General features: G+C 62.9%; 23 protein-coding genes and 1 pseudogene. 13 read left to right on the forward strand and 11 right to left on the reverse strand.

The window, feature by feature from the left end; all coding sequences use genetic code 11:
- Positions 1–186: 186 nt before the first annotated feature.
- The 6 genes from FJ548_RS03885 to FJ548_RS03910 all read left to right on the forward strand — a co-directional run bounded on the left by FJ548_RS03885 (position 187) and on the right by FJ548_RS03910 (position 5,248).
- Positions 187–828 carry a 50S ribosomal protein L25/general stress protein Ctc gene (locus FJ548_RS03885; RefSeq protein ID WP_140776907.1) on the forward strand — a complete coding sequence of 214 codons (642 nt, stop codon included), beginning with the start codon at positions 187–189 and terminating at the stop codon, positions 826–828.
- Positions 829–851: 23 nt separating this feature from the next.
- Positions 852–1,577, forward strand: coding sequence for an aminoacyl-tRNA hydrolase (pth, locus tag FJ548_RS03890; RefSeq protein ID WP_140692167.1), 726 nt, complete (start codon positions 852–854; stop codon positions 1,575–1,577).
- Positions 1,578–1,673: 96 nt separating this feature from the next.
- Positions 1,674–2,777 carry a redox-regulated ATPase YchF gene (gene ychF, locus FJ548_RS03895; protein ID WP_140776909.1) on the forward strand — a complete coding sequence of 368 codons (1,104 nt, stop codon included), beginning with the start codon at positions 1,674–1,676 and terminating at the stop codon, positions 2,775–2,777.
- A 308-nt stretch (positions 2,778–3,085) separates the two neighbouring features.
- Positions 3,086–4,060 (forward strand): magnesium/cobalt transporter CorA, encoded by a 975-nt coding sequence (gene corA, locus FJ548_RS03900; RefSeq protein ID WP_140692155.1) that lies wholly within the window; start codon positions 3,086–3,088, stop codon positions 4,058–4,060.
- 226 nt (positions 4,061–4,286) lie between these two features.
- Positions 4,287–4,784 carry a MaoC family dehydratase gene (locus FJ548_RS03905; protein WP_181168706.1) on the forward strand — a complete coding sequence of 166 codons (498 nt, stop codon included), beginning with the start codon at positions 4,287–4,289 and terminating at the stop codon, positions 4,782–4,784.
- A complete protein-coding gene (locus FJ548_RS03910; protein ID WP_140692153.1) occupies positions 4,781–5,248 on the forward strand; it encodes a MaoC family dehydratase in 468 nt (155 codons plus the stop codon). The genes FJ548_RS03905 and FJ548_RS03910 overlap by 4 nt, the downstream gene beginning before the upstream one ends.
- Before the next feature lie 111 nt (positions 5,249–5,359).
- Here FJ548_RS03910 and FJ548_RS03915 read toward each other — a convergent pair whose 3' ends face one another.
- The 5 genes from FJ548_RS03915 to petA all read right to left on the reverse strand — a co-directional run bounded on the left by FJ548_RS03915 (position 5,360) and on the right by petA (position 9,341).
- Entirely contained in the window at positions 5,360–5,905 is a 546-nt protein-coding gene (locus FJ548_RS03915) for an adenine phosphoribosyltransferase (RefSeq protein WP_140610724.1), read from the reverse strand.
- A gap of 75 nt (positions 5,906–5,980) precedes the next feature.
- A complete protein-coding gene (locus FJ548_RS03920) occupies positions 5,981–6,436 on the reverse strand; it encodes a hypothetical protein (RefSeq protein WP_140692150.1) in 456 nt (151 codons plus the stop codon).
- Positions 6,437–6,577: 141 nt separating this feature from the next.
- Positions 6,578–7,435 carry a cytochrome c1 gene (locus FJ548_RS03925; RefSeq protein ID WP_140692146.1) on the reverse strand — a complete coding sequence of 286 codons (858 nt, stop codon included), beginning with the start codon at positions 7,433–7,435 and terminating at the stop codon, positions 6,578–6,580.
- A gap of 27 nt (positions 7,436–7,462) precedes the next feature.
- The gene (locus tag FJ548_RS03930; protein WP_140692143.1) at positions 7,463–8,764 is read right to left on the reverse strand and encodes a cytochrome b N-terminal domain-containing protein; all 1,302 of its coding nucleotides are present in this window, start codon (positions 8,762–8,764) and stop codon (positions 7,463–7,465) included.
- A gap of 16 nt (positions 8,765–8,780) precedes the next feature.
- Positions 8,781–9,341 carry a ubiquinol-cytochrome c reductase iron-sulfur subunit gene (petA, locus tag FJ548_RS03935; protein ID WP_140692140.1) on the reverse strand — a complete coding sequence of 187 codons (561 nt, stop codon included), beginning with the start codon at positions 9,339–9,341 and terminating at the stop codon, positions 8,781–8,783.
- Between the two features lie 290 nt (positions 9,342–9,631).
- Here petA and FJ548_RS03940 point away from each other — a divergent pair.
- Together FJ548_RS03940 and FJ548_RS03945 are read left to right on the forward strand one after the other, a co-directional pair.
- A pseudogene (locus FJ548_RS03940) lies at positions 9,632–9,973 on the forward strand (cupin domain-containing protein).
- A gap of 69 nt (positions 9,974–10,042) precedes the next feature.
- Positions 10,043–10,927 carry an alpha/beta hydrolase gene (locus FJ548_RS03945; protein WP_140776911.1) on the forward strand — a complete coding sequence of 295 codons (885 nt, stop codon included), beginning with the start codon at positions 10,043–10,045 and terminating at the stop codon, positions 10,925–10,927.
- On the opposite strand, the gene FJ548_RS03950 is transcribed toward FJ548_RS03945, so the two are convergent.
- From FJ548_RS03950 to FJ548_RS03970, 5 genes are read right to left on the reverse strand one after another with little or no spacing between them, the layout of a single operon-like run.
- Entirely contained in the window at positions 10,908–11,219 is a 312-nt protein-coding gene (locus FJ548_RS03950; RefSeq protein WP_140776913.1) for a DUF6665 family protein, read from the reverse strand. The genes FJ548_RS03945 and FJ548_RS03950 overlap by 20 nt on opposite strands.
- 1 nt (position 11,220) lies before the next feature.
- Complete coding sequence (locus tag FJ548_RS03955) at positions 11,221–11,688, reverse strand: GNAT family N-acetyltransferase (protein WP_140776915.1); 468 nt, start codon at positions 11,686–11,688, stop codon at positions 11,221–11,223.
- Between the two features lie 4 nt (positions 11,689–11,692).
- Positions 11,693–13,576, reverse strand: coding sequence for an ABC transporter ATP-binding protein (locus FJ548_RS03960; RefSeq protein WP_140776917.1), 1,884 nt, complete (start codon positions 13,574–13,576; stop codon positions 11,693–11,695).
- Between the two features lie 10 nt (positions 13,577–13,586).
- Positions 13,587–15,488 (reverse strand): ABC transporter ATP-binding protein, encoded by a 1,902-nt coding sequence (locus tag FJ548_RS03965; RefSeq protein ID WP_140776919.1) that lies wholly within the window; start codon positions 15,486–15,488, stop codon positions 13,587–13,589.
- A gap of 29 nt (positions 15,489–15,517) precedes the next feature.
- Positions 15,518–15,913 (reverse strand): hypothetical protein, encoded by a 396-nt coding sequence (locus FJ548_RS03970; RefSeq protein WP_140776921.1) that lies wholly within the window; start codon positions 15,911–15,913, stop codon positions 15,518–15,520.
- Between the two features lie 470 nt (positions 15,914–16,383).
- On the opposite strand from FJ548_RS03970, the gene FJ548_RS03975 reads away from it, so the two are divergent.
- Both FJ548_RS03975 and soxR read left to right on the forward strand, forming a co-directional pair.
- Complete coding sequence (locus tag FJ548_RS03975; RefSeq protein ID WP_140692122.1) at positions 16,384–16,842, forward strand: tRNA (cytidine(34)-2'-O)-methyltransferase; 459 nt, start codon at positions 16,384–16,386, stop codon at positions 16,840–16,842.
- 159 nt (positions 16,843–17,001) lie between these two features.
- A complete protein-coding gene (soxR, locus tag FJ548_RS03980) occupies positions 17,002–17,448 on the forward strand; it encodes a redox-sensitive transcriptional activator SoxR (RefSeq protein WP_140776923.1) in 447 nt (148 codons plus the stop codon).
- Here the strand turns inward: soxR and FJ548_RS03985 are convergent.
- Positions 17,445–17,702, reverse strand: a complete 258-nt coding sequence (locus FJ548_RS03985; protein ID WP_023770299.1) for a hypothetical protein — start codon at positions 17,700–17,702, stop codon at positions 17,445–17,447. The genes soxR and FJ548_RS03985 overlap by 4 nt on opposite strands.
- Positions 17,703–17,917: 215 nt before the next feature.
- Here FJ548_RS03985 and hemF point away from each other — a divergent pair, with 215 nt between their 5' ends.
- The 3 genes from hemF to FJ548_RS04000 all read left to right on the forward strand — a co-directional run bounded on the left by hemF (position 17,918) and on the right by FJ548_RS04000 (position 19,815).
- Entirely contained in the window at positions 17,918–18,832 is a 915-nt protein-coding gene (hemF, locus tag FJ548_RS03990) for an oxygen-dependent coproporphyrinogen oxidase (RefSeq protein WP_140776925.1), read from the forward strand.
- Positions 18,833–19,125: 293 nt separating this feature from the next.
- Positions 19,126–19,386 (forward strand): DUF1344 domain-containing protein, encoded by a 261-nt coding sequence (locus tag FJ548_RS03995; RefSeq protein ID WP_140610739.1) that lies wholly within the window; start codon positions 19,126–19,128, stop codon positions 19,384–19,386.
- A 243-nt stretch (positions 19,387–19,629) separates the two neighbouring features.
- On the forward strand, positions 19,630–19,815 hold the full coding sequence (locus tag FJ548_RS04000; protein WP_140610740.1) for a DUF1059 domain-containing protein: 186 nt from the start codon (positions 19,630–19,632) through the stop codon (positions 19,813–19,815).
- Positions 19,816–19,871 lie beyond the last annotated feature (56 nt).

Consider the following 19,871-nt stretch of genomic DNA (forward strand, 5'->3'; position numbering starts at 1 on the left):
CCGCCACCCGCGTAGACACCCTTGGAGGCAACGCGGCGGAAGGCTGTCTTCCCCTTGTGATCCCGAACAAAGATCCGCTCGCTGCGGTTTCCGGCATTCGGGCATCGAGGTCCGGCGGCTTTCGACGTTTACGGCTTGGGCACACTGCTCTCCGCGAACGCTCCATAACACGCGAAAGGAAAAGCCATGAGCCACGATGCTTACGAGCTCAAGGCCGAAGCGCGCGAACAGGTCGGTAAGGGGTCCGCCCGTGCAGTTCGCCGCGACGGTAAAGTGCCTGCAGTAATTTACGGTGACAAGCAGCCTCCCCTGGCGATCGCTCTCACCTACAAGGACATCTACTACAAGATCCATGGCGGCGGGTTTCTGACCACGGTCGCCACGATCGATGTCGACGGCAAGAAGATCCAGGTCCTGCCGAAGGACTTCCAGCTCGACCCGGTCAAGGACTTCCCGGTGCACGTGGATTTCCTGCGCATCGGCAAGGACACCGAAGTCAATGTCGACGTGCCCGTGCACTTCGTCAATGAAGACAAGTCGCCCGGCATCAAGCGCGGCGGCGTGCTCAACATCGTGCGTCACGAGGTCGAGTTCCACTGCCCGGCCAATGCGATCCCGGAATTCATCACCGTCGATCTCACCGGTGCCGATATCGGCGACTCGATCCACATCTCGGCGGTCAAGCTGCCGGCCGGCGTGAAGCCGGTCATCTCCGATCGCGACTTCACCATCGCGACCATTGCCGGTTCGGCGGCGATGAAGCCGGAGACGGAAGAGACGGCCGAGGCTGAGACCCCTGAAGCGGCTCCTGCCGCCGAAGAGAAGTAAGTCTTTCCCGCCCGGAGCTGACGATGCTGCTGTTTGCAGGACTCGGCAATCCGGGCGCGAAGTACGCCAGCAACCGCCACAATGTCGGCTTCATGGCGGCGGACGCTATCGCCCGCCGCCATTCCTTTTCGCCCTGGTCGAAGAAGTTCCAGGGCCTGATCGCCGAGGGCACGCTCGGCGGCGAAAAGGTCATCCTGATCAAGCCGCAGACCTTCATGAACCTGTCCGGCCAGTCGGTCGGCGAGGCGCTGCGCTTCTACAAGCTCGAACCGTCCGCGCTCACCGTCTTCTACGACGAGATCGACCTTGCCGAGGGCAAGCTGCGCATCAAGACCGGCGGCGGCGCCGGCGGCCACAACGGCATCCGCTCGATCGACGGCCATGTCGGCAACGCCTATCGCCGCGTGCGCATCGGCGTCGGTCATCCCGGCATCAAGGAAATGGTCCAGCACCATGTACTCGGCGATTTCGCCAAGGCCGACCGCGAATGGCTGGAACCGCTGCTGGACGCGATCGCCGACAACGCCGCCATGATCGTCAAGGGCGATGAATCCGGTTTCATGAACAAGGCAGCGCTCGCCGTCCAGGGCAAGGCCGCGGCCGAGCCGGACAAGCCGGCGCAGAAGCAGCAGGGGCCAAAACAGCAGAGCCACATCCGCCAGGCGCGGCAGCAGCAGGCGCCTGCCAAGCTGCCTGAAACGGGCCCGATGGCCGCCATGCTGAAAAAGCTATTCGGCGGCAAGGACTGAGCCTCAGGCGTCCCGGGCGTTACAGGGCTTGACGTTCCTCACCCCTACCCCCATAGCCCTGATCAAATTTCGATTTCCCGATAGGACTGGACGAAAATGGGTTTCAAATGCGGCATCGTTGGCTTGCCCAACGTCGGCAAGTCCACGCTCTTCAACGCGTTGACCAGAACAGCTGCGGCGCAGGCCGCCAACTATCCGTTCTGCACCATCGAACCGAACACCGGCGAGGTGGCGGTGCCCGATCCGCGCCTGCAGAAGATCGCCGAGATCGCCAAGTCGAAGGAGATCATCCCGACCCGCATCTCCTTCGTCGACATTGCCGGCCTGGTGCGCGGCGCCTCCAAGGGCGAAGGGCTGGGCAATCAGTTCCTCGCCAACATCCGCGAGGTCGACGCCATCGTGCACGTGCTGCGCTGCTTCGAGGATGACGACATCACCCATGTCGAGGGCCGCATCGATCCGGTCGCCGACGCCGAGACGGTCGAGACCGAGCTGATGCTCGCCGACCTCGACAGCATGGAGCGCCGCATCGTGCAGATCCGCAAACGCGCCTCGACCAAGGACAAGGAAGCGACATCGGTGCTGCCGATGATGGAGGCCGCGCTCGAGCTGCTGCAGGCCGGCAAGCCGACCCGCATCCTGCTCAAGGGCATTTCCGCCGAGGACCTGCGCATCCTGCAGGGGCTGAACCTGCTGACCTCGCACCCCGTGCTCTATGTCTGCAACGTCGCCGAGGCCGATGCCGCCACCGGCAACGAGCACACAAGGGTCGTCGAGAAAATGGCGACCGCGCAAGGCGCCCGTACCGTCGTCATCTCGGCGGCGATCGAGGCCGAAGTCGCCCAGCTCAGCGATGAGGAAGAGATGGAATTCCTGTCCTCGCTCGGTCTCGACGAGCCGGGCCTCAACAAGGTCATCCGCGCCGGCTACGAGCTGCTGCAGCTGATCACCTATTTCACCGCCGGTCCGAAGGAAACCCGCGCCTGGACCATCCACAAGGGCGACAAGGCACCGCAAGCCGCCGGCGTCATCCACACCGATTTCGAACGCGGCTTCATCCGCGCCCAGACCATCGCCTACAATGACTATGTCACGCTGGGCGGCGAAGTGGCCGCCAAGGAAGCCGGCAAGGCGCGCGACGAAGGCAAGGAATATGTCGTCCAGGACGGCGACGTCATGCTGTTCAAGTTCAACACCTGATCTGACGGAAGGCGCGCCGCCGGTGGCGCGTGACGTTCGATCTTCGGCTGCGGACCGCCGTTCAGCGGCGGTTTGAACGATACGGACCGCCGCAAGCCGAGCCGGCGAAGCTTTCCTGGTACCGGCTGCTGGACGCGTTTTTCTGAGCGGGCGATGCCGGCCCGGCTCCAGTCCGGGCTCGTCTTGATTTTGTCGTGTCAGGGGTCTAAGCGGCGGTCGCACACTCGGCGCATGCGGCAAAGAACCGTGCAATCCGACACGAAGTATCAATCCAAACGCCCTTTAATCCTAGCAGGGGAGATCTGGCGATGATCAAGGCTTTTGTCGTGGACAATGATCGCCTGCGCATCGTCGACGACCTGCTGGCAGATGGCGACAGGGTCGTCTGGGCCGATCTGATCAATCCGACCAAGGAAGAAGAAACCACCATCGAGAGCTGGCTCGGCATCGCCATCCCGACCCGCGAGGAGATGGAGGAGATCGAGATCTCCAGCCGCCTCTACATCGAGGACGGCGCCTACTTCATGACCGCTACCCTGCCCGCTCAGACCGAGGTCGACGATCCCCTGATGTCGCCGGTCACCTTCGCGCTCTCCGGCAACAGGCTGATCACGGTGCGCTATCACGAGCCAAAGGCGTTCAAGACCTTTCCGCTGCGCGCCGAGAAGGTGGCGATGGGCTGCACCAGCGGCGACACCATCCTGATCAGCCTGCTGGAAGCGATCGTCGATCGCCTGGCCGATATACTCGAACGCGCCGGCCGCGATGTCGAGGCCATCTCGCGCGACATCTTCGAGGCACGCTCGACCAAGGTGTCGAAGCGCAACCGCGACTTCCAGGAACTGCTGAAGGCCATCGGCCGCAAGGAGGACATCGCCTCTTCCGTGCGCGACAGCCTGATCTCGCTGCAGCGGCTGGCCGGCTTCCTCGCCCATGTCGCCACACAGACCAAGATGAGCAAGGATGTCCGCGCCCGCATCAAGACGATGTCGCGCGACGTGCTGTCGCTCGCCGACCATGCCACCTTCCTGTCGCAGAAAATTTCCTTCCTGCTCGACGCCACGCTCGGCATGATCTCGATCGAGCAGAACGCCATCATCAAGATCTTCTCGGTCGCCGCCGTCATCTTCCTGCCGCCGACGCTGGTCGCCTCGATCTACGGCATGAATTTCGACGTCATTCCCGAGCTGAAGTGGCAGCTGGGCTATCCCTTCGCCATCGGCCTGATGATCCTGTCGGCGATCCTGCCCTTCTGGTACTTCCGCCGCCGCGGCTGGCTCTGAGCGCCCTCGGCAGCCAAGCAGGTCGCGGATCAGGCCGTTACGATCTTGCCATCCCATTCCCCGCCTGCGGGGATGAGGCGCTCGTGGGGTTTCCACTCTCACCGCCTCGCCCGGTAGGCCCTGCCGGGCCTGGCGCATTAGAAAATACTTGACCTGACCGCCTTCGGCCTGCATCCGGGAATTCCGATCCGTCGCAATCGCTCGTCTTTCAACCGGATTTTGCCTGATGACCGCAAAGATCTCTGTTTCCGAAAAGATCTCTGCTCCCGGAAAGACCTGGACCTATGATGATTTCGTCGAGGGTACGTCGCTCGACCTTGGCACCAAGCTGGTCAGCGCTGAAGAGATCATCGAATTCGCCACGGAGTTCGACGCCCAGCCGATGCATCTCGACGAGCAGGCCGGCAAGGCGTCCATCCTTGGCGGGCTGGCGGCGTCCGGCTGGCACACCTGCGCCATGTTCATGCGCATGTGGTGCGACGCATTCCTGCTGGACTCGACTTCACAGGGTTCGCCGGGCATCGACTATGTCAAATGGAAGAAGCCGGTGTTGGCCGGCGACACGCTGACCGGCCACAGCACCATCATGGCCAAGCGCCTCTCCAGGTCGAGGCCGCAGCTCGGGCTGGTCACCATGCGCGCCGAGCTCTTCAACCAGCGTGGCGAAAGCGTCTTCGAGCTCGAGAACACCGGCATGTTCCTCACCCGCGAGGCCGTCGCGTGACCCTCGACGAATTCTTCCGCATCGGCACCACCGTCACCCTCGGTTCGCACAGATTCGAGCCTGAGGAGATCAAGGCGTTCGCCCGCAAATACGACCCGCAGGTCTTCCATGTCGATGAGGAGGTGGCAAAGGACAGCGTGCTTGGCGGCCTCTGCGCCTCCGGCTGGCACACTGCTGCCACCTGGATGAAATACAATCTGGAAAAGCGTATGGACGCCGAGGGCTGGGATGGTCCAGGCCCGGTGCCGGAATTCGGTCCCTCGCCTGGTTTCAAGAACCTCAAATGGCTGAAGCCGGTCTATGCCGGCGAGACGGTGACTTTCACCCGCACCGCTGTTTCCCACCGCCCGATCACTTCACGCCCCGGTTGGCAGTTGCTGGCGCTGCGTTCGGATGCCTTCGATTCGACCGGCGACAAGGTGCTGGAATTCGAGAGCGCCGTGCTCGTGAAGGTGGGTGAGTAGCCGGTTCGCGTAAGCGAATTCATCGTGCCAGCGGCACGATGAAAGGCCGGCGAACGCCGGGACGCTGCGAAGCAGCGGGGACCCGGCAAGCAGGGTGCCGTCCTCGCCCGCTCAATGTCCCTCGAACCCGATCAGCGTCCGCACCGGCACGCCGAGTGCCTCGAGCTTGGCACGCCCTCCCAGATCCGGCAGGTCTATGACGAAGCAGGCGGCCAGGATGTCGGCCCCGATCTGGCGCAAGAGCTTGACCGCTGCTTCCGCCGTGCCGCCGGTGGCGATCAGGTCGTCGACCAGAATCACCTTCTCGCCAGGTGAAACGCCATCCCTATGCATCTCCATCTCGTCCAGCCCGTATTCCAAGCTGTAGGCCACACGCACCGTCTCGAAGGGCAGCTTGCCCTTCTTGCGGATCGGCACGAAGCCGGCCGAAAGCTGATGGGCGATCGCGCCGCCCAGGATGAAGCCGCGCGCCTCGATGCCGGCGATCTTGTCGATCTTCTGGCCGGCATAGGGATGCACCAGCTCGTCGATGGCGCGGCGAAAGGCGCGCGCATTGCCGAGCAGCGTGGTGATGTCGCGAAACAGGATGCCGGGCCTGGGATAGTCCGGAATGGTGCGGATCGAGGCCAGCAGCGTGTCTTCGAGCGAAGGTTTCATAAGACGGCTCCGGATGATGCAGCTGACAGGTGAGAAACGGCGCAGGGCCGATCGTAACCCGGCCACCGGCAACGGCTAGCGCGATGTCGCGGCCGAGACAAGCGCATCCGGCAAAGGATTGGCCTCGCTCGCTCTGTCCCACGCCTGCGCGGCGATCTTCCACTGCCCTTCGCTCTTTACCAGCAGCAGCATTTCCACGGAGCGGCTGGTCTCGGCTCCGTTCTCGGTCATCTCGGCGGCGGCGGCCGCGATCGCGATATTGCCGAAGACCTGAACGGTGACGCCAAGCACAACCTCATCGAACGTCAGCAGCGACGTCTCCGACAGAGCGCGCATCCGCGCGACGAAATCGGCGACACCGACCGGTCTTGCCGGCCGTGCGGCTGGGTAAAGGCTGGCGCCGGGGAGGAAATCACCGGCAAAATCGTCCCAGCCCGGCGCGACACCGTGGTCCCAGCTCAGACTGGCGAACTGGCGCGCGATGACAACCCGGATCGCATTCTCGTCCGCGCTGCGTTGGCTGTCCTGCATGGTCGGCCCTTCCCGGTCCGCTCCGCCGACATGAACTATAGGACCATTCCGCTGCCGCGAAAACAGTCACCGGCCGCGCTCCGCAAACCAGAAAGGGCGCCTCGCGGCGCCCTTCTGGGTTCCCTTGACTCTGCGCGCGGTTCAGTGCGCCACGCCTTCCCACACCTTGCGTTTGGTCATGTAGACCAGGGCGCCGAACAGAAGCAGGAACACCAGCACACGGAAGCCCATCTTCTTGCGGTCTTCCATGTGCGGCTCGGCCGCCCAGGACAGGAAGGCGGAGACGTCGCGGGCATATTGGTCGATGGTCTGCGGCGAGCCGTCATCATAGGTCACCTGGCCGTCGGAGAGCGGCTTGGGCATCTTCAGCGACACGCCCGACATGAAGTACGGGTTGTAGTGCGTACCCTCAGGGATGACCATTCCGGCCGGCGGCGTCTGGTCGTAGCCGGTCAGAAGCGAATGGATGTAGTCGGGACCGCCGGCGTCATACTGGGTGAAGATGTCGAAGACGAACTGCGGGAAACCGCGCTCGACGCCGCGCGCCTTGGCCAGCAGCGACATGTCGGGCGGAGCAGCGCCGCCATTGGAGGCAGCGGCGGCCTCCTCATTGGCGAACGGCGCCGGGAAATGGTCTGATGGTTTGCCGGGACGGTCGAACATGTCGCCGGCATCGTTGGGGCCGTCATGGATGGTGTATCCGGCCGCCAGCGTCTTGATCTGCGCGTCGTTGTAGCCAAGGTCCGAAAGCGTGCGGAACGCCACCAAATTCATCGAATGGCAGGCCGAGCAGACTTCCTTGTAGACCTTCAGGCCGCGCTGCAGCTGCGCCTTGTCATAGGTGCCGAACGGGCCGGTGAAGCTCCAGCTCATTTCCTTCGGCTCGTTGATCGGGAAATGCGTCGGAGCCGCGGCATTGTGCGCCTCTTCGGCCGCGAATGCCGCCGTACCGGCGGCCACAAGGCCGATCAGCGCAAGTGAGGTGAGAATCTTTTTCATGCCAAATCCCCTTAGATTCTCTACCGCTCAGCCCTTGGTCTGTGGTGCGGCCGTGGCGCCCGCTGGATGCCCGCGGCCACCCTTGTTCTTCTCCAGCACCGCCTCGGTGATCGAGTTCGGCACCCTGCGCGGCGTCTCGATCAGGCCGAGCACCGGCATGACGATCAGGAAGAAGGCGAAGTAGAACAGCGTCGCCATCTGCGCCATGAACACATAGCTGCCTTCCGCCGGTTGCGAGCCCAGCCAGCCAAGCAGGATGGCATCGGCCACGAACAGCCAGAAGAACAGCTTATACCAGGGCCGGTACACCGCCGAACGCACCTTGGAGGTGTCGAGCCAGGGCACCAGGAACAGCATGGCGATGGCGCCGAACATGCACAGCACGCCGCCGAGCTTGGAGTTGATCGGCCCGATGTTGAAGGTGATGGCGCGCAGGATTGCGTAGAACGGCAGGAAGTACCATTCCGGCACGATGTGAGCCGGCGTCTTCAGCGGGTTTGCGACGATGTAGTTGTCGGCATGGCCGAGATAGTTCGGCAGGTAGAAGACGAAATAGGCGAAGAAGAACAGGAACACGATCATGCCGAACGCGTCCTTGATGGTCGCGTACGGAGTGAAGGCGACAGTGTCGGTCTTCGACTGGACCTCGATGCCGGTCGGGTTCGATTGGCCCACGACATGCAGCGCCCAGACGTGCAGCACGACGACCCCGGCGATCATGAACGGCAGCAGGTAGTGCAGCGCGAAAAAGCGGTTCAGCGTCGGATTGTCGACGGCGAAGCCGCCGAGCAGCAGCTGCTGGATCCAGTCGCCGACCAGTGGAATGGCGCTGAAGAAGCCGGTGATGACGGTGGCGCCCCAGAAGCTCATCTGCCCCCACGGCAGCACATAGCCCATGAAGCCGGTCGCCATCATCAAGAGGTAGATGATGCAGCCGAGGATCCAGAGCAGCTCGCGCGGCGCCTTGTACGAGCCGTAGAACAGGCCGCGGAAGATGTGGACATAGACGGCGATGAAGAAGAACGAGGCGCCGTTGGCATGCATGTAGCGCAAGAGCCAGCCGGAGTTGACGTCGCGCATGATCTTCTCGACCGAATCGAAGGCGAGAGTGCTGTCTGACGTATAGTGCATCGCCAGCACGATACCGGTGATGATCTGCGAGACCAGCATGATCGACAGGATGCCGCCGAACGTCCACATGTAGTTGAGATTGCGCGGCACCGGGTAGGCAACGAAGCTGTCATAGACCAGCCGCGGCAGCGGCATGCGGGCATCGAACCAGCGTCCGAGACCGGTTTTTGGCGTATAGGTCGAGTGTCCCTCGCTCATCGAAATATCCCCTGCCTCAACCGATAAGGATCTTGGTATCGGAAACGAACTTGAATACCGGAATCGCCATATTCTCGGGCGCCGGGCCTTTGCGGATGCGGCCGGCGGTATCGTATTGGGAACCGTGGCACGGGCAGAACCAGCCGCCGAAATCGCCTTCCTGGCCGAGCGGGATGCAGCCCAGATGCGTGCAGACCTGAACCATCACCATCCAGGCTTCCTTGCCGGGTGTGGTGCGGTTGGCATCGGTCGCCGGCGCGTCGGACGGGAGGTTGGCGTTGCGGGCGATCGGATCCTTGAGATCGGAAAGGCTGACGGCTTCGCCGTCCTTCATTTCCTTTTCGGTGCGGTTGCGCACCACGACCGGCTTGCCGCGCCACTTGACGATCAGCGAACTGCCTGGCGTCAGCGAGGAGACATCGACTTCGACCGAGGCGAGCGCCAGCGTCGAGGCATCGGGGCGCATCTGGTCGATGAACGGCCAGGCGACAGCACCGGCGCCAACCACGGCGGCCATGCCGGTGGCGACGTAAAGAAAATCTCGACGATTGGGATCGTGGATGTCGGTTGCGCTCACGGGTGCCTGATCCTTTCGCCTCTTCCGCGCCGGTGGCCGAGCCTTGTCCCCGCTCAATCACGCCAACCCGACAGCGCATGGCGAACAGGCTAGCGAATTCCTCCGGCATTTGGACTTCGGTTTATGCGTGAAGCCCGTTTTTGTCCAGACGGGTCAAGGCACATGGGCAGATTGTCGCGGGGACAAAATCCCCTGTTGCGCGGCAAGACGGCGAATGGCCGCAAAAGGCGGCTAAACAGCCGGGAAACAACCGCAAATCCAGTGTCCTTGTGCACCTCGACACAGGAGGCATGGCGCACGTCGTAGACCGCGAGGAACGGGCTGTTCGTTCCGACCGCTGGAAGGCGAACTGCAATGCGGCGCCTGCGGCTCCAACACCTGCCTGATCTTCAACTACTGCCCGATGTCGGCGGCGGCCCGCGCCTGCACGTCCATCCCTATTCCGAGATTTTCATCATCCGCCAGGTCACCGGCCTGTTCACCGTAGGCGATCAGGAGATCGAGGCCTCGGCCGGCCAGATCCTGATCGTGCCGCCGCACACGCCGCATAAATTCACCAATCTCGGTCCGGGGCCCCTGAAACGACCGACATCCACGAGAACGGCACTTTCATCACCGAGTGGCTGGAGTGATGATGCCTTGCTTGTCGGTTTCCGGTTGCCGCCTAGATTCACTGGATGGGCGGTCGACACGGCCAGGACATGCAAACCTCGGACATCGAAATCGAAGGGCTGAGCATTGCCATGCGCGAAGCGGGCCCGGCCGGAGCGCCGGCTTTCCTCCTGCTGCACGGATGGCCACAAAGCTCCTACGCGTTCGAACGGGTGATCGGCCGGCTGGCAACCGAATACCGGGTCGTCGCGCCCGACCTGCCCTGCATCGGCGGTTCGCAGGGCTTGCCCGGCGCTGGCGATAAGAGGACCCTGGCAAGGCTGATGAGAGGCGTGGCCGAGGCTTGCGGCCTGCGGCAACTCGTGGCCGCCGGCCATGATGTCGGCGGCCAGATCGTGTTTGCCTTGCTGCGCGACCATCCCGAGATCCTCTGCGGCGCGGCGATCATGGATGTCGTCATTCCGGGCATTGCGCCGTGGGAGAAGGTCATTGGCAATCCGCGGATCTGGCATTTTGCATTCCATGCCGTCCCGGCCTTGCCGGAAACGCTGGTAAGCGGCCATCAGAGCGCCTATTTCGACTTCTTCTTCAATGCGCTTTCGAAGGACCGGGCCTCGATCCCGGATGATGCCCGGGAAATCTATGCAAAAGCCTATTCCCGGCCCGAAAGCCTCCAGGCCGGATTCGACTGGTATCGCGCCTTCCCCGAAGACGCCAAAGCCAATGCCGCGCGGCCCGCGCAGCCGATCGCGATTCCGGTGCTGTATCTCAGGGGATCGGCGGAGCCCGGCGATATCGGCGACTATGTCGATGGCCTGCTCGCGGCCGGGCTTTCGAAAGTAGAGGGCGACATCATCCCCAACAGCGGACATTTCGTCGCCGATGAAAATCCCGAAGGGCTCGCCAACCGCCTGGCGCGTTTCCACAGGGAAATCAGCGCGGCCAGCGCCGACCCTACATGGCGCCGAGCCTGACCAGCACGGTTTTCGGAATATTGTATTCGCGGATCACGGCGTCGTGCTTTCGAAGGCCGCACAGTTCGCGCTGGATGAAATAGGCGTGAACGGCCACCGTGGCCTCCTTGAGCAATCGGGGGCGCAACTGCTCGTCGGCATTGTCGCGCAACCTACCCAGCGTTTCTTCAACCCGCTGCCCGGCACGCCCGAGTGCCGCCGCCTTCTCGGCCAGGATTTCATGGCCGAGCGCGTCGAAGGCCGCTTCGGCGGCCGAGGCGCCGGCAAGATGAGATGGCGGACGCAAGGACATTTCAGCTTCCCTTTCCGAACACCATGCGGTGGGTGACGAATTCTTCGGCCTCCACGCGCTGAAAGCCAAGCCGCTCATAGAAAGCGAAGGCTTCGCGCGGCGCCCTGGTGTTCAACACGGTGAAATACTGGCGGGCCCGGTCGATGACGGTCTCGACCAGCATGCGGCCAAGGCCGGCGCGGCGGTGACGCGCGCTGACGAACAGATGCCGGACCCGGCCGTGGTCCCTGCCCTCGAAATAAGGATCGATGTTCAGCCCGCAGACACCTGCGAGCTCCGCGCCATGCCATGCTCCAAACAGCGCCTCGCCCCGTTTGAGGAACTTGTCGCGGCCGCTTGCCCAGCCATCCGCCAGGCGCACCAGCATCCAATAGCCTTCCAGCCGGCTCTCTTCCTTCAGCCTGTCGAAGGCCGGCGTTGTTGGCCGCAGTCGCCTGACCCCATAGTCGATCTTCGCCTGTCCACCCATGCGCCTACTCCGCCGGCCGCGTCTCTTCCAGCACGCTTTCCTCATGATAGAGGAAGCCGCCGGACTGGCGCTTCCATAGCCGCGCGTAGAGCCCGTCCAGCGCCACTAGCTCTTCATGCGTGCCTTGCTCGATGATGCGGCCGCCATCGAGCACCACGAGGCGGTCGAGTGCGGCGATCGTCGACAGCCGGTGGGCGATGGCGATGACCGTCTTGTTTTCCATCAGCCGGGTGAGATTCTCCTGGATCGCCGCCTCGATGTCGGAATCGAGCGCCGAGGTCGCCTCGTCGAGGATCAGGATCGGTGCATCCTTGAGAAAGAGGCGGGCGATCGCCACGCGCTGGCGCTGGCCGCCCGACAGCTTCACGCCGCGCTCGCCCACGAAGGCCTCGTAGCCGGCACGGTCCCTGTTGTCTCGCAGGCCCAGGATGAAGTCATGTGCCTCGGCCTTTTTTGCCGCCGCGATCACCTCGGCGTCGGTCGCGTCGGGCATGCCGAGCTTGATGTTGTCGCGCAGCGAACGATGGAACAGCGCGGTGTCCTGGCTGACGACGCCGATATTGGCGCGCAGCGAATTCTGGGTCACCGTGGAGATTTCCTGGCCATCGATTGTGATGGAGCCGTCCTCAAGGTCGTAGAGACGCAGGATCAGATTGGCGAGCGTCGTCTTGCCCGCACCCGATGGGCCGACCAGCCCGACCTTCTCGCCCGGACGCACGACAAGGTCGATGCCGCCCAGCACGCCAAACCCCTTGCCATAGTGGAACTCGATGCCCTTCACATCGATGCGCCCGCCGGTCACGATCAGTTCCTTGGCATTAGGCGCATCGACCAGCCCGAGCGGCTGCGAGATCAGCGCCTTGGAGTTCTCCAGCACGCCCAGATTGCGCAGGATGCTGTTCATCTGCATCATCAGGCGGCCGAGAAGCATGTTGAGCCGCAGCACCAGCGACAGCGTGAAAGCGACGGCGCCGACGGTGATCGAGCCTTCGACCCAGAGATAGACGGCAAAGCAGCCGATCGCCGTGATCATGATGCCCGACAGCGTCGTCAGCGCCATGCGCACGCCGGTAAGCCGGCGGGTGAAGGGACGCAGCGCGTCGAGATAGATGTCGAAGCCGTTCCTGATGTAGTGGTCATCGCCGTCGGCCGCGAACAGTTTCAGCGTCTGCACGTTCGAATAGGAATCGACGATGCGGCCGTTGATCATCGATCCTGCCTCGGCGGTCGCCTCGGCATGCTTGCGGATCGCCGGCAAATAGAGCCTGGCCAGAAAGCCGAACGCCGTGATCCAGACCACCACCAGCGCCGCCAGCCTGAGATCGAGGCCGGCGACCAGCGCCAGCGTGGTCACCGTATAGACGACCATGAACCAGACGACCTCGATGAAGCTTTCCATCAGGTCGCCCGTCGCCTGTCCCGCCTGCCAGACCTTGGTGGCGATGCGGCCGGCGAAATCATTCTGGAAGAAGGCGTAGGACTGGCGCGAGACGTGCCGGTGCGCTTGCCAGCGCACCAGATTGTAGAAGCCGGGCGTGATCGTCTGCTCGTCGACCAGCGCCGACAGGCCGACGACCACGGTGCGGATGACCAGCACCACCGCGACCATGAACACCAGCTCAGGGCCGGCGGCGGTCCACAGCGCATGCCAGCTGCGCTCGCCGGGAAGCTGGTCGAGAATATCGACCAGCTTCCCCACGAAGTAGAACAGGCCGGCCTCGACCAGCGGCGCGATGCCGCCAATGACCAGCATGGCGAAGAAGGCGAACTTCGCCTGGCCGACATAATGCCAGAGAAAACCGCCGACGCTGGACGGTGGCCGAAGATTCGCCGGCTCCCTGAATGGATAGACCCAGTTCTCGAACCACCGATAGACGGCTGTCATCATGCGGCGGCCATCATTCTGCGGCTTGCCCCTTTGCGCCAATATCGTTGGCAACACTATCGTTGGCGGCGTCGGTCGGGATGTCCTCGAGCAGGAACCCGCCCGACTGGCGCTGCCAGAGCTGTGCGTAGAGCCCACCCCTGGCGACGAGTTCCTCGTGCGAACCTTCCTCGATGACACGGCCCTGGTCCATCACAACGAGCCTGTCCATGGCGGCGATGGTCGACAACCGGTGCGCGATGGCGATGACGGTCTTGCCTTGCATGAGCTTGTAGAGATTCTCCTGGATGGCTGCCTCGGCTTCGGAATCCAGTGCCGACGTCGCCTCGTCAAGGATAAGTATCGGGGCATCTTTCAACATAACGCGAGCTATGGCGATGCGTTGCCGCTGGCCGCCCGACAATTTGACGCCACGGTCGCCGACATGGGCGTCGAAGCCCTTGCGGCCATTGTGGTCCGAGAGCGCGCCGATGAAGTCCAGCGCCTCGGCCCGCCGCGATGCCTCCACAAGCATCTCGTCGGTGGCGTCGGGCCGGCCATAGAGAATGTTGTCGCGCACCGAGCGATGCAGCAGCGAGGTGTCCTGCGTGACCATGCCGATCTGGGCACGCAGCGAATCCTGCTTCACCCCGGCGATCTCCTGGCCGTCGATCAGGATGCGGCCGGCTTCCAGGTCGTAGAAACGCAGCAGAAGGTTGACCAGCGTCGACTTGCCGGCGCCCGAGCGGCCGACAATGCCGACCTTCTCGCCCGGCTTCACGGCCAGCGACAGGTTTTCGATCACGCCTTTCTGCTTGCCATAGTGGAAGCGGATGTCCTCGAAACGGATCTCGCCTTTGGAAACCGTGATCTCCTTCGCATCCGGCCTGTCCTCGACCAGGCGCGGCAGCGAGATCGAGGCGATGCCGTCCTGCACCGTGCCGATGTTCTCGAACAGGCCTGACATTTCCCACATGATCCACTGCGACATGCCCCACATTCTGAGCACCAGGCCGATGACCACGGCGACCGCGCCGATCGTTACCGCCTGGCCAAGCCACAGCCACAGCGAGATGGCGGTAACCGAGAACAGGAGAAGCGCGTTCAGGATGTAAAGCGAGCCGAAAAGCACCGTCACCAGCCGCATCGACCGATAGACCGTGTCGAGGAAGCCCATCATGCCTTCCCTGGCGAAGGCGGCCTCGCGGCGCGAATGGCTGAACAGCTTGACCGTCTGGATGTTGGTGTAGCTGTCGACGACGCGGCCGGTCATGGTCGAGCGTGCATTGGCCTGTTCCTCGCCGACCTTGCCCAGGCGCGGGATAAAGAAGCGCAGCAACAGGACATAGCCGACCAGCCAGACAGCCAGCGGGGCGGCCAGCCGCCAGTCGGCCGAACCGACGATGAACAGCATGCCGAGGAAATAGACGATGACGTAGTTCAGGACATCGATCACCTTGATGACGCATTCGCGCACGGCGAGCGCCGTCTGCATCAGCTTGGTGGCGATGCGGCCGGCGAATTCGTCCTGGTAGAAGCTCATCGATTGTTTGAGCAGGTAGCGATGCACCTGCCAGCGGATGCGCATGGGATAGTTGCCCATCAGCGTCTGCTGGTTGAGCAGCGAATGCAGCCACACCGTGCCCGGCAGCGCAAACAGCACGATGAAGGCCATGCCGGCGAGCTTCCAGGCCTCCGTCTGCAGGAAGGCTTCGCGGTTCTGCCCCGACAGCCAGTCGACGATGCGGCCGAGGAAGCCGAACATCCACACTTCGGCGATGGCGATCGCCGTCACCAGCACCGCATCGGTCAGGATATAAGGCCATGCGCCGCGCGTATAATGCAGGCAGAAGGCGACCAGCGTCTTGGGCGGCTCGACCGGTTCCCCCGCGGGGAACGGATCGAGCCTTCTTTCAAACCAGCTAAACAACAACATAGGTCATGCCTGTGAAATCTGTTTTCCGCTTAGGCGGCCTGACGACGTACGAAGTCCCCGGACCGCATGGCGCCAGGGGCCGACGGTCCGGAATCATCCGGACCGTCGGCCCTGCTTCGCGCAATATAGGGACTCGCGGGCTTTTCGCCGACAGCATCGTTCGATGATGCCGTCGGCGTGGTGCCGACAATCCGGATCTTCGCGCCGGGCCGGATCAGCCGGATGATGCGGCGCACCAGCGACGGCCGGCTCGGATCGGGAACCGCTCGCGAGAAATCGACATCCGGCAGCATGCCGCGATGCGGGCGTCGGCGGACTTCGGCATGAACCGCCGACGAATAGGTATCGCCGATCAGCAGCGTCCAGGTCGGCAGCCGGTGGATATGCAGGCTCCTCGAGCCCGGTATTCTGTAGGGATCGAACATCCGTCCGTCCTCCGTGTGAAAATAGAGATGAAAAGGCGAAGCAACATCGTCCGCCGGCATTCGGCCGGAGGCGCGGATTGCATCGGTCCGGACACGATGCCGAGCATCGATCTGGACACGACTGAACGTGTCGGTCCGGACGTCTTCAGGTGGGGCGTTCAGCCCTTTTGACTTTTTGAAAAACATCGCAGGATTCCTTCAGGAGCCGAAAAAACGTTTCGGCGGGAATCGGTGCGATCAAGTCTTAGAGAGTCAGGAGAATTGTCGTACCGAAACCGCCAGCAGGCAGGTAAGCCCACGGGAGGGGCGCTGGATGTGCATGGTCATCATGAAATACCCCTCCATCGGTTCGGGTTGACAATGGTGCTGACATACCCGACTTCGCAGAAAATGGCCACCCGCAGGTCCAGGAATTTCCAAAACCGCCAGCCCGCTGTGGCCGATCTGCCACTTATTAGAAGGATGCGGAAATGAACTGTCGTCTCCGCATCGCGCTCTACCAGCCTGACATTGCCGGCAATACCGGCACAATCCTGCGCTTCGCCGCTTGCCTTGGCCTTGGCGTCGACATCATCGAACCGGCCGGCTTTCCGCTCTCCGACAAGGCGCTCAAGCGCGCCGGCATGGACTACCTCGAAATGGCTGCCCTGACCCGGCATGTCGACTGGCAGGCCTTCGAGGAATGGCGTAAGGCCGGCGCGCGCAGGCTGGTACTTCTGTCGACCAAGGCGACCACCGCCTATACCAGCTTCAGCTTCGCCGACGGCGACATATTGCTGTTCGGCCGCGAATCCGCGGGCGTGCCGGATCAAGTCCACCAGGCGGCGGACGCACGGCTGACTATCCCCATGCAAGGCACCGCGCGCAGCATCAACGTCGCGCTTTCCGTCGCCATGGTGGCTGGCGAAGCCGTCCGGCAGCTCGGATAGGATCCGATGCCCATCGACGGCACCGCCCTTGCCGCCGCCGACGACAGCGGTTTCTCCAGTCATTCTCACCCAGGCGCACATCGCCTCTCCTTATTTGCTCAATCGATATCTCTTCGCTACAAGCTCAACTTAACTTGAGGTCAAGCGGAAAAGTGGGACATGGCAGCTGTAACGGAATTGACGGTCGGCCAGGTGGCCAGGCGCAGCGGTGTCGCCGTGTCTGCGCTGCATTTCTACGAAGCGCGCGGGCTGATCCGCAGCCACCGCACGTCAGGCAACCAGCGGCGCTACGGCCGCGACGTGCTGCGTCGGGTGGCGATCATCAAGGTGGCGCAGGAGGTCGGCATTTCGCTTGCTGAAATCAGTGCCGCACTTGAATCTTTACCTGAATGCCGCACGCCGACACGTGAAGATTGGAATCTGCTTTCAACGGCTTGGCGCGATAGCCTCGACCTGAAAATCAGCCAGCTAAAGAAGCTGCGCGACGGGCTGACCGACTGCATCGGCTGCGGCTGCATGTCGATCGACAAATGCCCGCTCAGGAACAAGGGGGATCGGCTGGCCAGCGAAGGAACGGGCGCGAGGCGCCTGTTGGTCGAGCGTTAATCCGCTGCCGGCAGCCGCCTGATGGTGAACTCGATCAGATCCCCCGGGCGCTCGAACCAGCTTTCGATCTCGGTCCAGTAGGCCTGTTTGGGGAAGCGCTCGAACCATTCCTTGGCCTTCAGGCGGGCATCGGAGCGCGGCAGGACGAAGGTCTCGCGCAGGAAACCGTCACGCGGCATGCGCGCGCGTTCGGCCCGGCTCTGGTCGAGCCTTTTCTTCAGGCCATCCAGCGGCGGTCTTGCCGGGGTGCGCATGAAAAAACTCCTTGCACCGCAGCACATGGCCCCGAAACCGGACCCGCGTTTCGGAAAGGACCATGCGCCAAAACCAAGTCTTGCGGCGTTCCTTGCGCGTCCAAAGGACGCGTGGTGCCGCAATGACACTTGACCGTGTTCCCTAAGAGATTAGGGATCGCGCCCGGAAAAGACGAGTCTTTTGTGGACTCACCGCCCGCAACCGGAGACGGCACTTGGAACGACCCGAAATACCGGCTGGCCTGCCGGCCGACATCGAAGAGAAGAAGGTGAAGGCACGCCTGTGGTTCGAGGCGCTGCGCGAACGTATCTGCGCGGCCTTCGAGCAGATCGAACAGGATCTGCAAGGCCCTCTGGCCTCATGGTCGCCAGGCCGCTTTGAAAAGACGCCTTGGGAACGCGATGCCGGCAGGGGTGGCGGCGGCACCATGTCGATGATGCACGGCCGCGTCTTCGAGAAGGTGGGCGTCCATACTTCGACGGTCCATGGCGAGTTCTCGCCCGAATTCAGGAAGCAGATGCCCGGCGCCGAGGAAGACCCGCGCTTCTGGGCCTCCGGTATCTCACTCATCGCGCACCCCTGGAATCCCAACGTGCCGGCCGTGCACATGAACACGCGCATGGTGGTCACCTCAAGCCAATGGTTCGGCGGCGGCGCCGACCTGACGCCAGTGCTCGACCGCCGCCGCGCCCAGGACGATCCCGACACGGCAGCCTTTCACCGCGCCATGGAGTTCGCTTGCGAGAGGAACGCCGGCATTGCCGACTACCCGAAGTTCAAGACCTGGTGCGACGAGTACTTCTTCCTGTCGCACCGCAATGAGCCGCGCGGCACTGGCGGCATCTTCTTCGACTGGCTGCATTCAGCCGAGGACAAGGGCGGCTGGAATGCCGACTTCAACTTCGTCCAGGATGTCGGACGCTCCTTCCTGGTCGTCTACGGCCACCTCGTGCGCGCCAATTTCAACGAGAACTGGACCGACGGCGACCGCGACGAACAACTCATTCGCCGTGGCCGCTATGTCGAATTCAACCTGCTTTACGATCGCGGCACCATTTTTGGCCTGAAGACCGGCGGCAATGTCGCATCGATCCTGTCCAGCCTGCCGCCGGAGGTCCGCTGGCCGTAACAAGATGGTGAGCCCGGTGTGAGCCGCATTGCTGTCCCATTTCCCCGAAATGGGGGGCGAATGTGGCGTCGGGACTTTCTTTTCGTCTAATAGCCATCGGAAAAGATTGGGCTATTTGTCGGGGCGGGTCGGGAAGCGCCGGCGGTTTGCCTAAGCATTCCAGGAAAACTGCAAAGCGGTTTTTCGTTCGGAATTGCATCAGGACAAAGCGAATCGCGACTCGACGGATCCGGATGGCCCAGGACGATGCGGGCGCCAAAAGGATGCCCGCCCTTTCCCAGGAGTATTTCGCAATGCGCAAGATCATTGTTTCGACTGCCGCGGCTGCCCTTCTTGCTTCCGGTTCGGTGGCGTTCGCCGCCGTCAAGCACACCACTGGAACGGTCAAGACATTCGACGCGGCGGCCATGAGCCTTGTGCTCGACGACGGATCTTCTTTTACGCTCTCCAAGGCCTTCAAGGATCCTGGCCTGAAGGCCGGCGAAAAGGTCAGAGTTTCATGGGACATGAGCGGCAAGAACAAGGTTGCCGAGGCGATCAAGATCGTGAAGTGACGCCTGTCCGCAAGGGCGCGGCGAGACGATGTCCGGCCTGCCGCCTGCGGTAGGCGTACGAGGGGTAAGCGTAACGGGGCGGAGCAGTGCTGCTCCGCCTTTTGCCCATTGACGGCAACCAACATCGCCCCATCTGTGTTATGCTCACCCGCTCGATGATCCGGAGGTGCAACTCGGACGGGCCACGAGCCAAAAAGCGTACCGGAGCCTGACCAGGTTTCACGGAGGAAAGGGAGAAATCCGATGAAGGAATTTCACTGCGGGTCGCTCGTTCCCGGCTGTGAATGGCACACCCGTGCCAACGAGGAAGCCGAAGTGATGCGCCGTGCCGTCGAACATATGCGCGAGACACATGGTGAGACCATCATCCGCGAGACGATGATCGAGGCGATCCGTTCGCGTATCCAGAAGGCTCGCGACGCGGCGTAGGTCTTGGCGCCTGGGTTTGTGGCAAGAGATAAGCGTCGGCGCTCAAGATTGGCTGT

The sequence above is a fragment of the Mesorhizobium sp. B2-4-17 genome (assembly GCF_006441275.1).
In the GTDB taxonomy this organism is placed as follows: domain Bacteria; phylum Pseudomonadota; class Alphaproteobacteria; order Rhizobiales; family Rhizobiaceae; genus Mesorhizobium.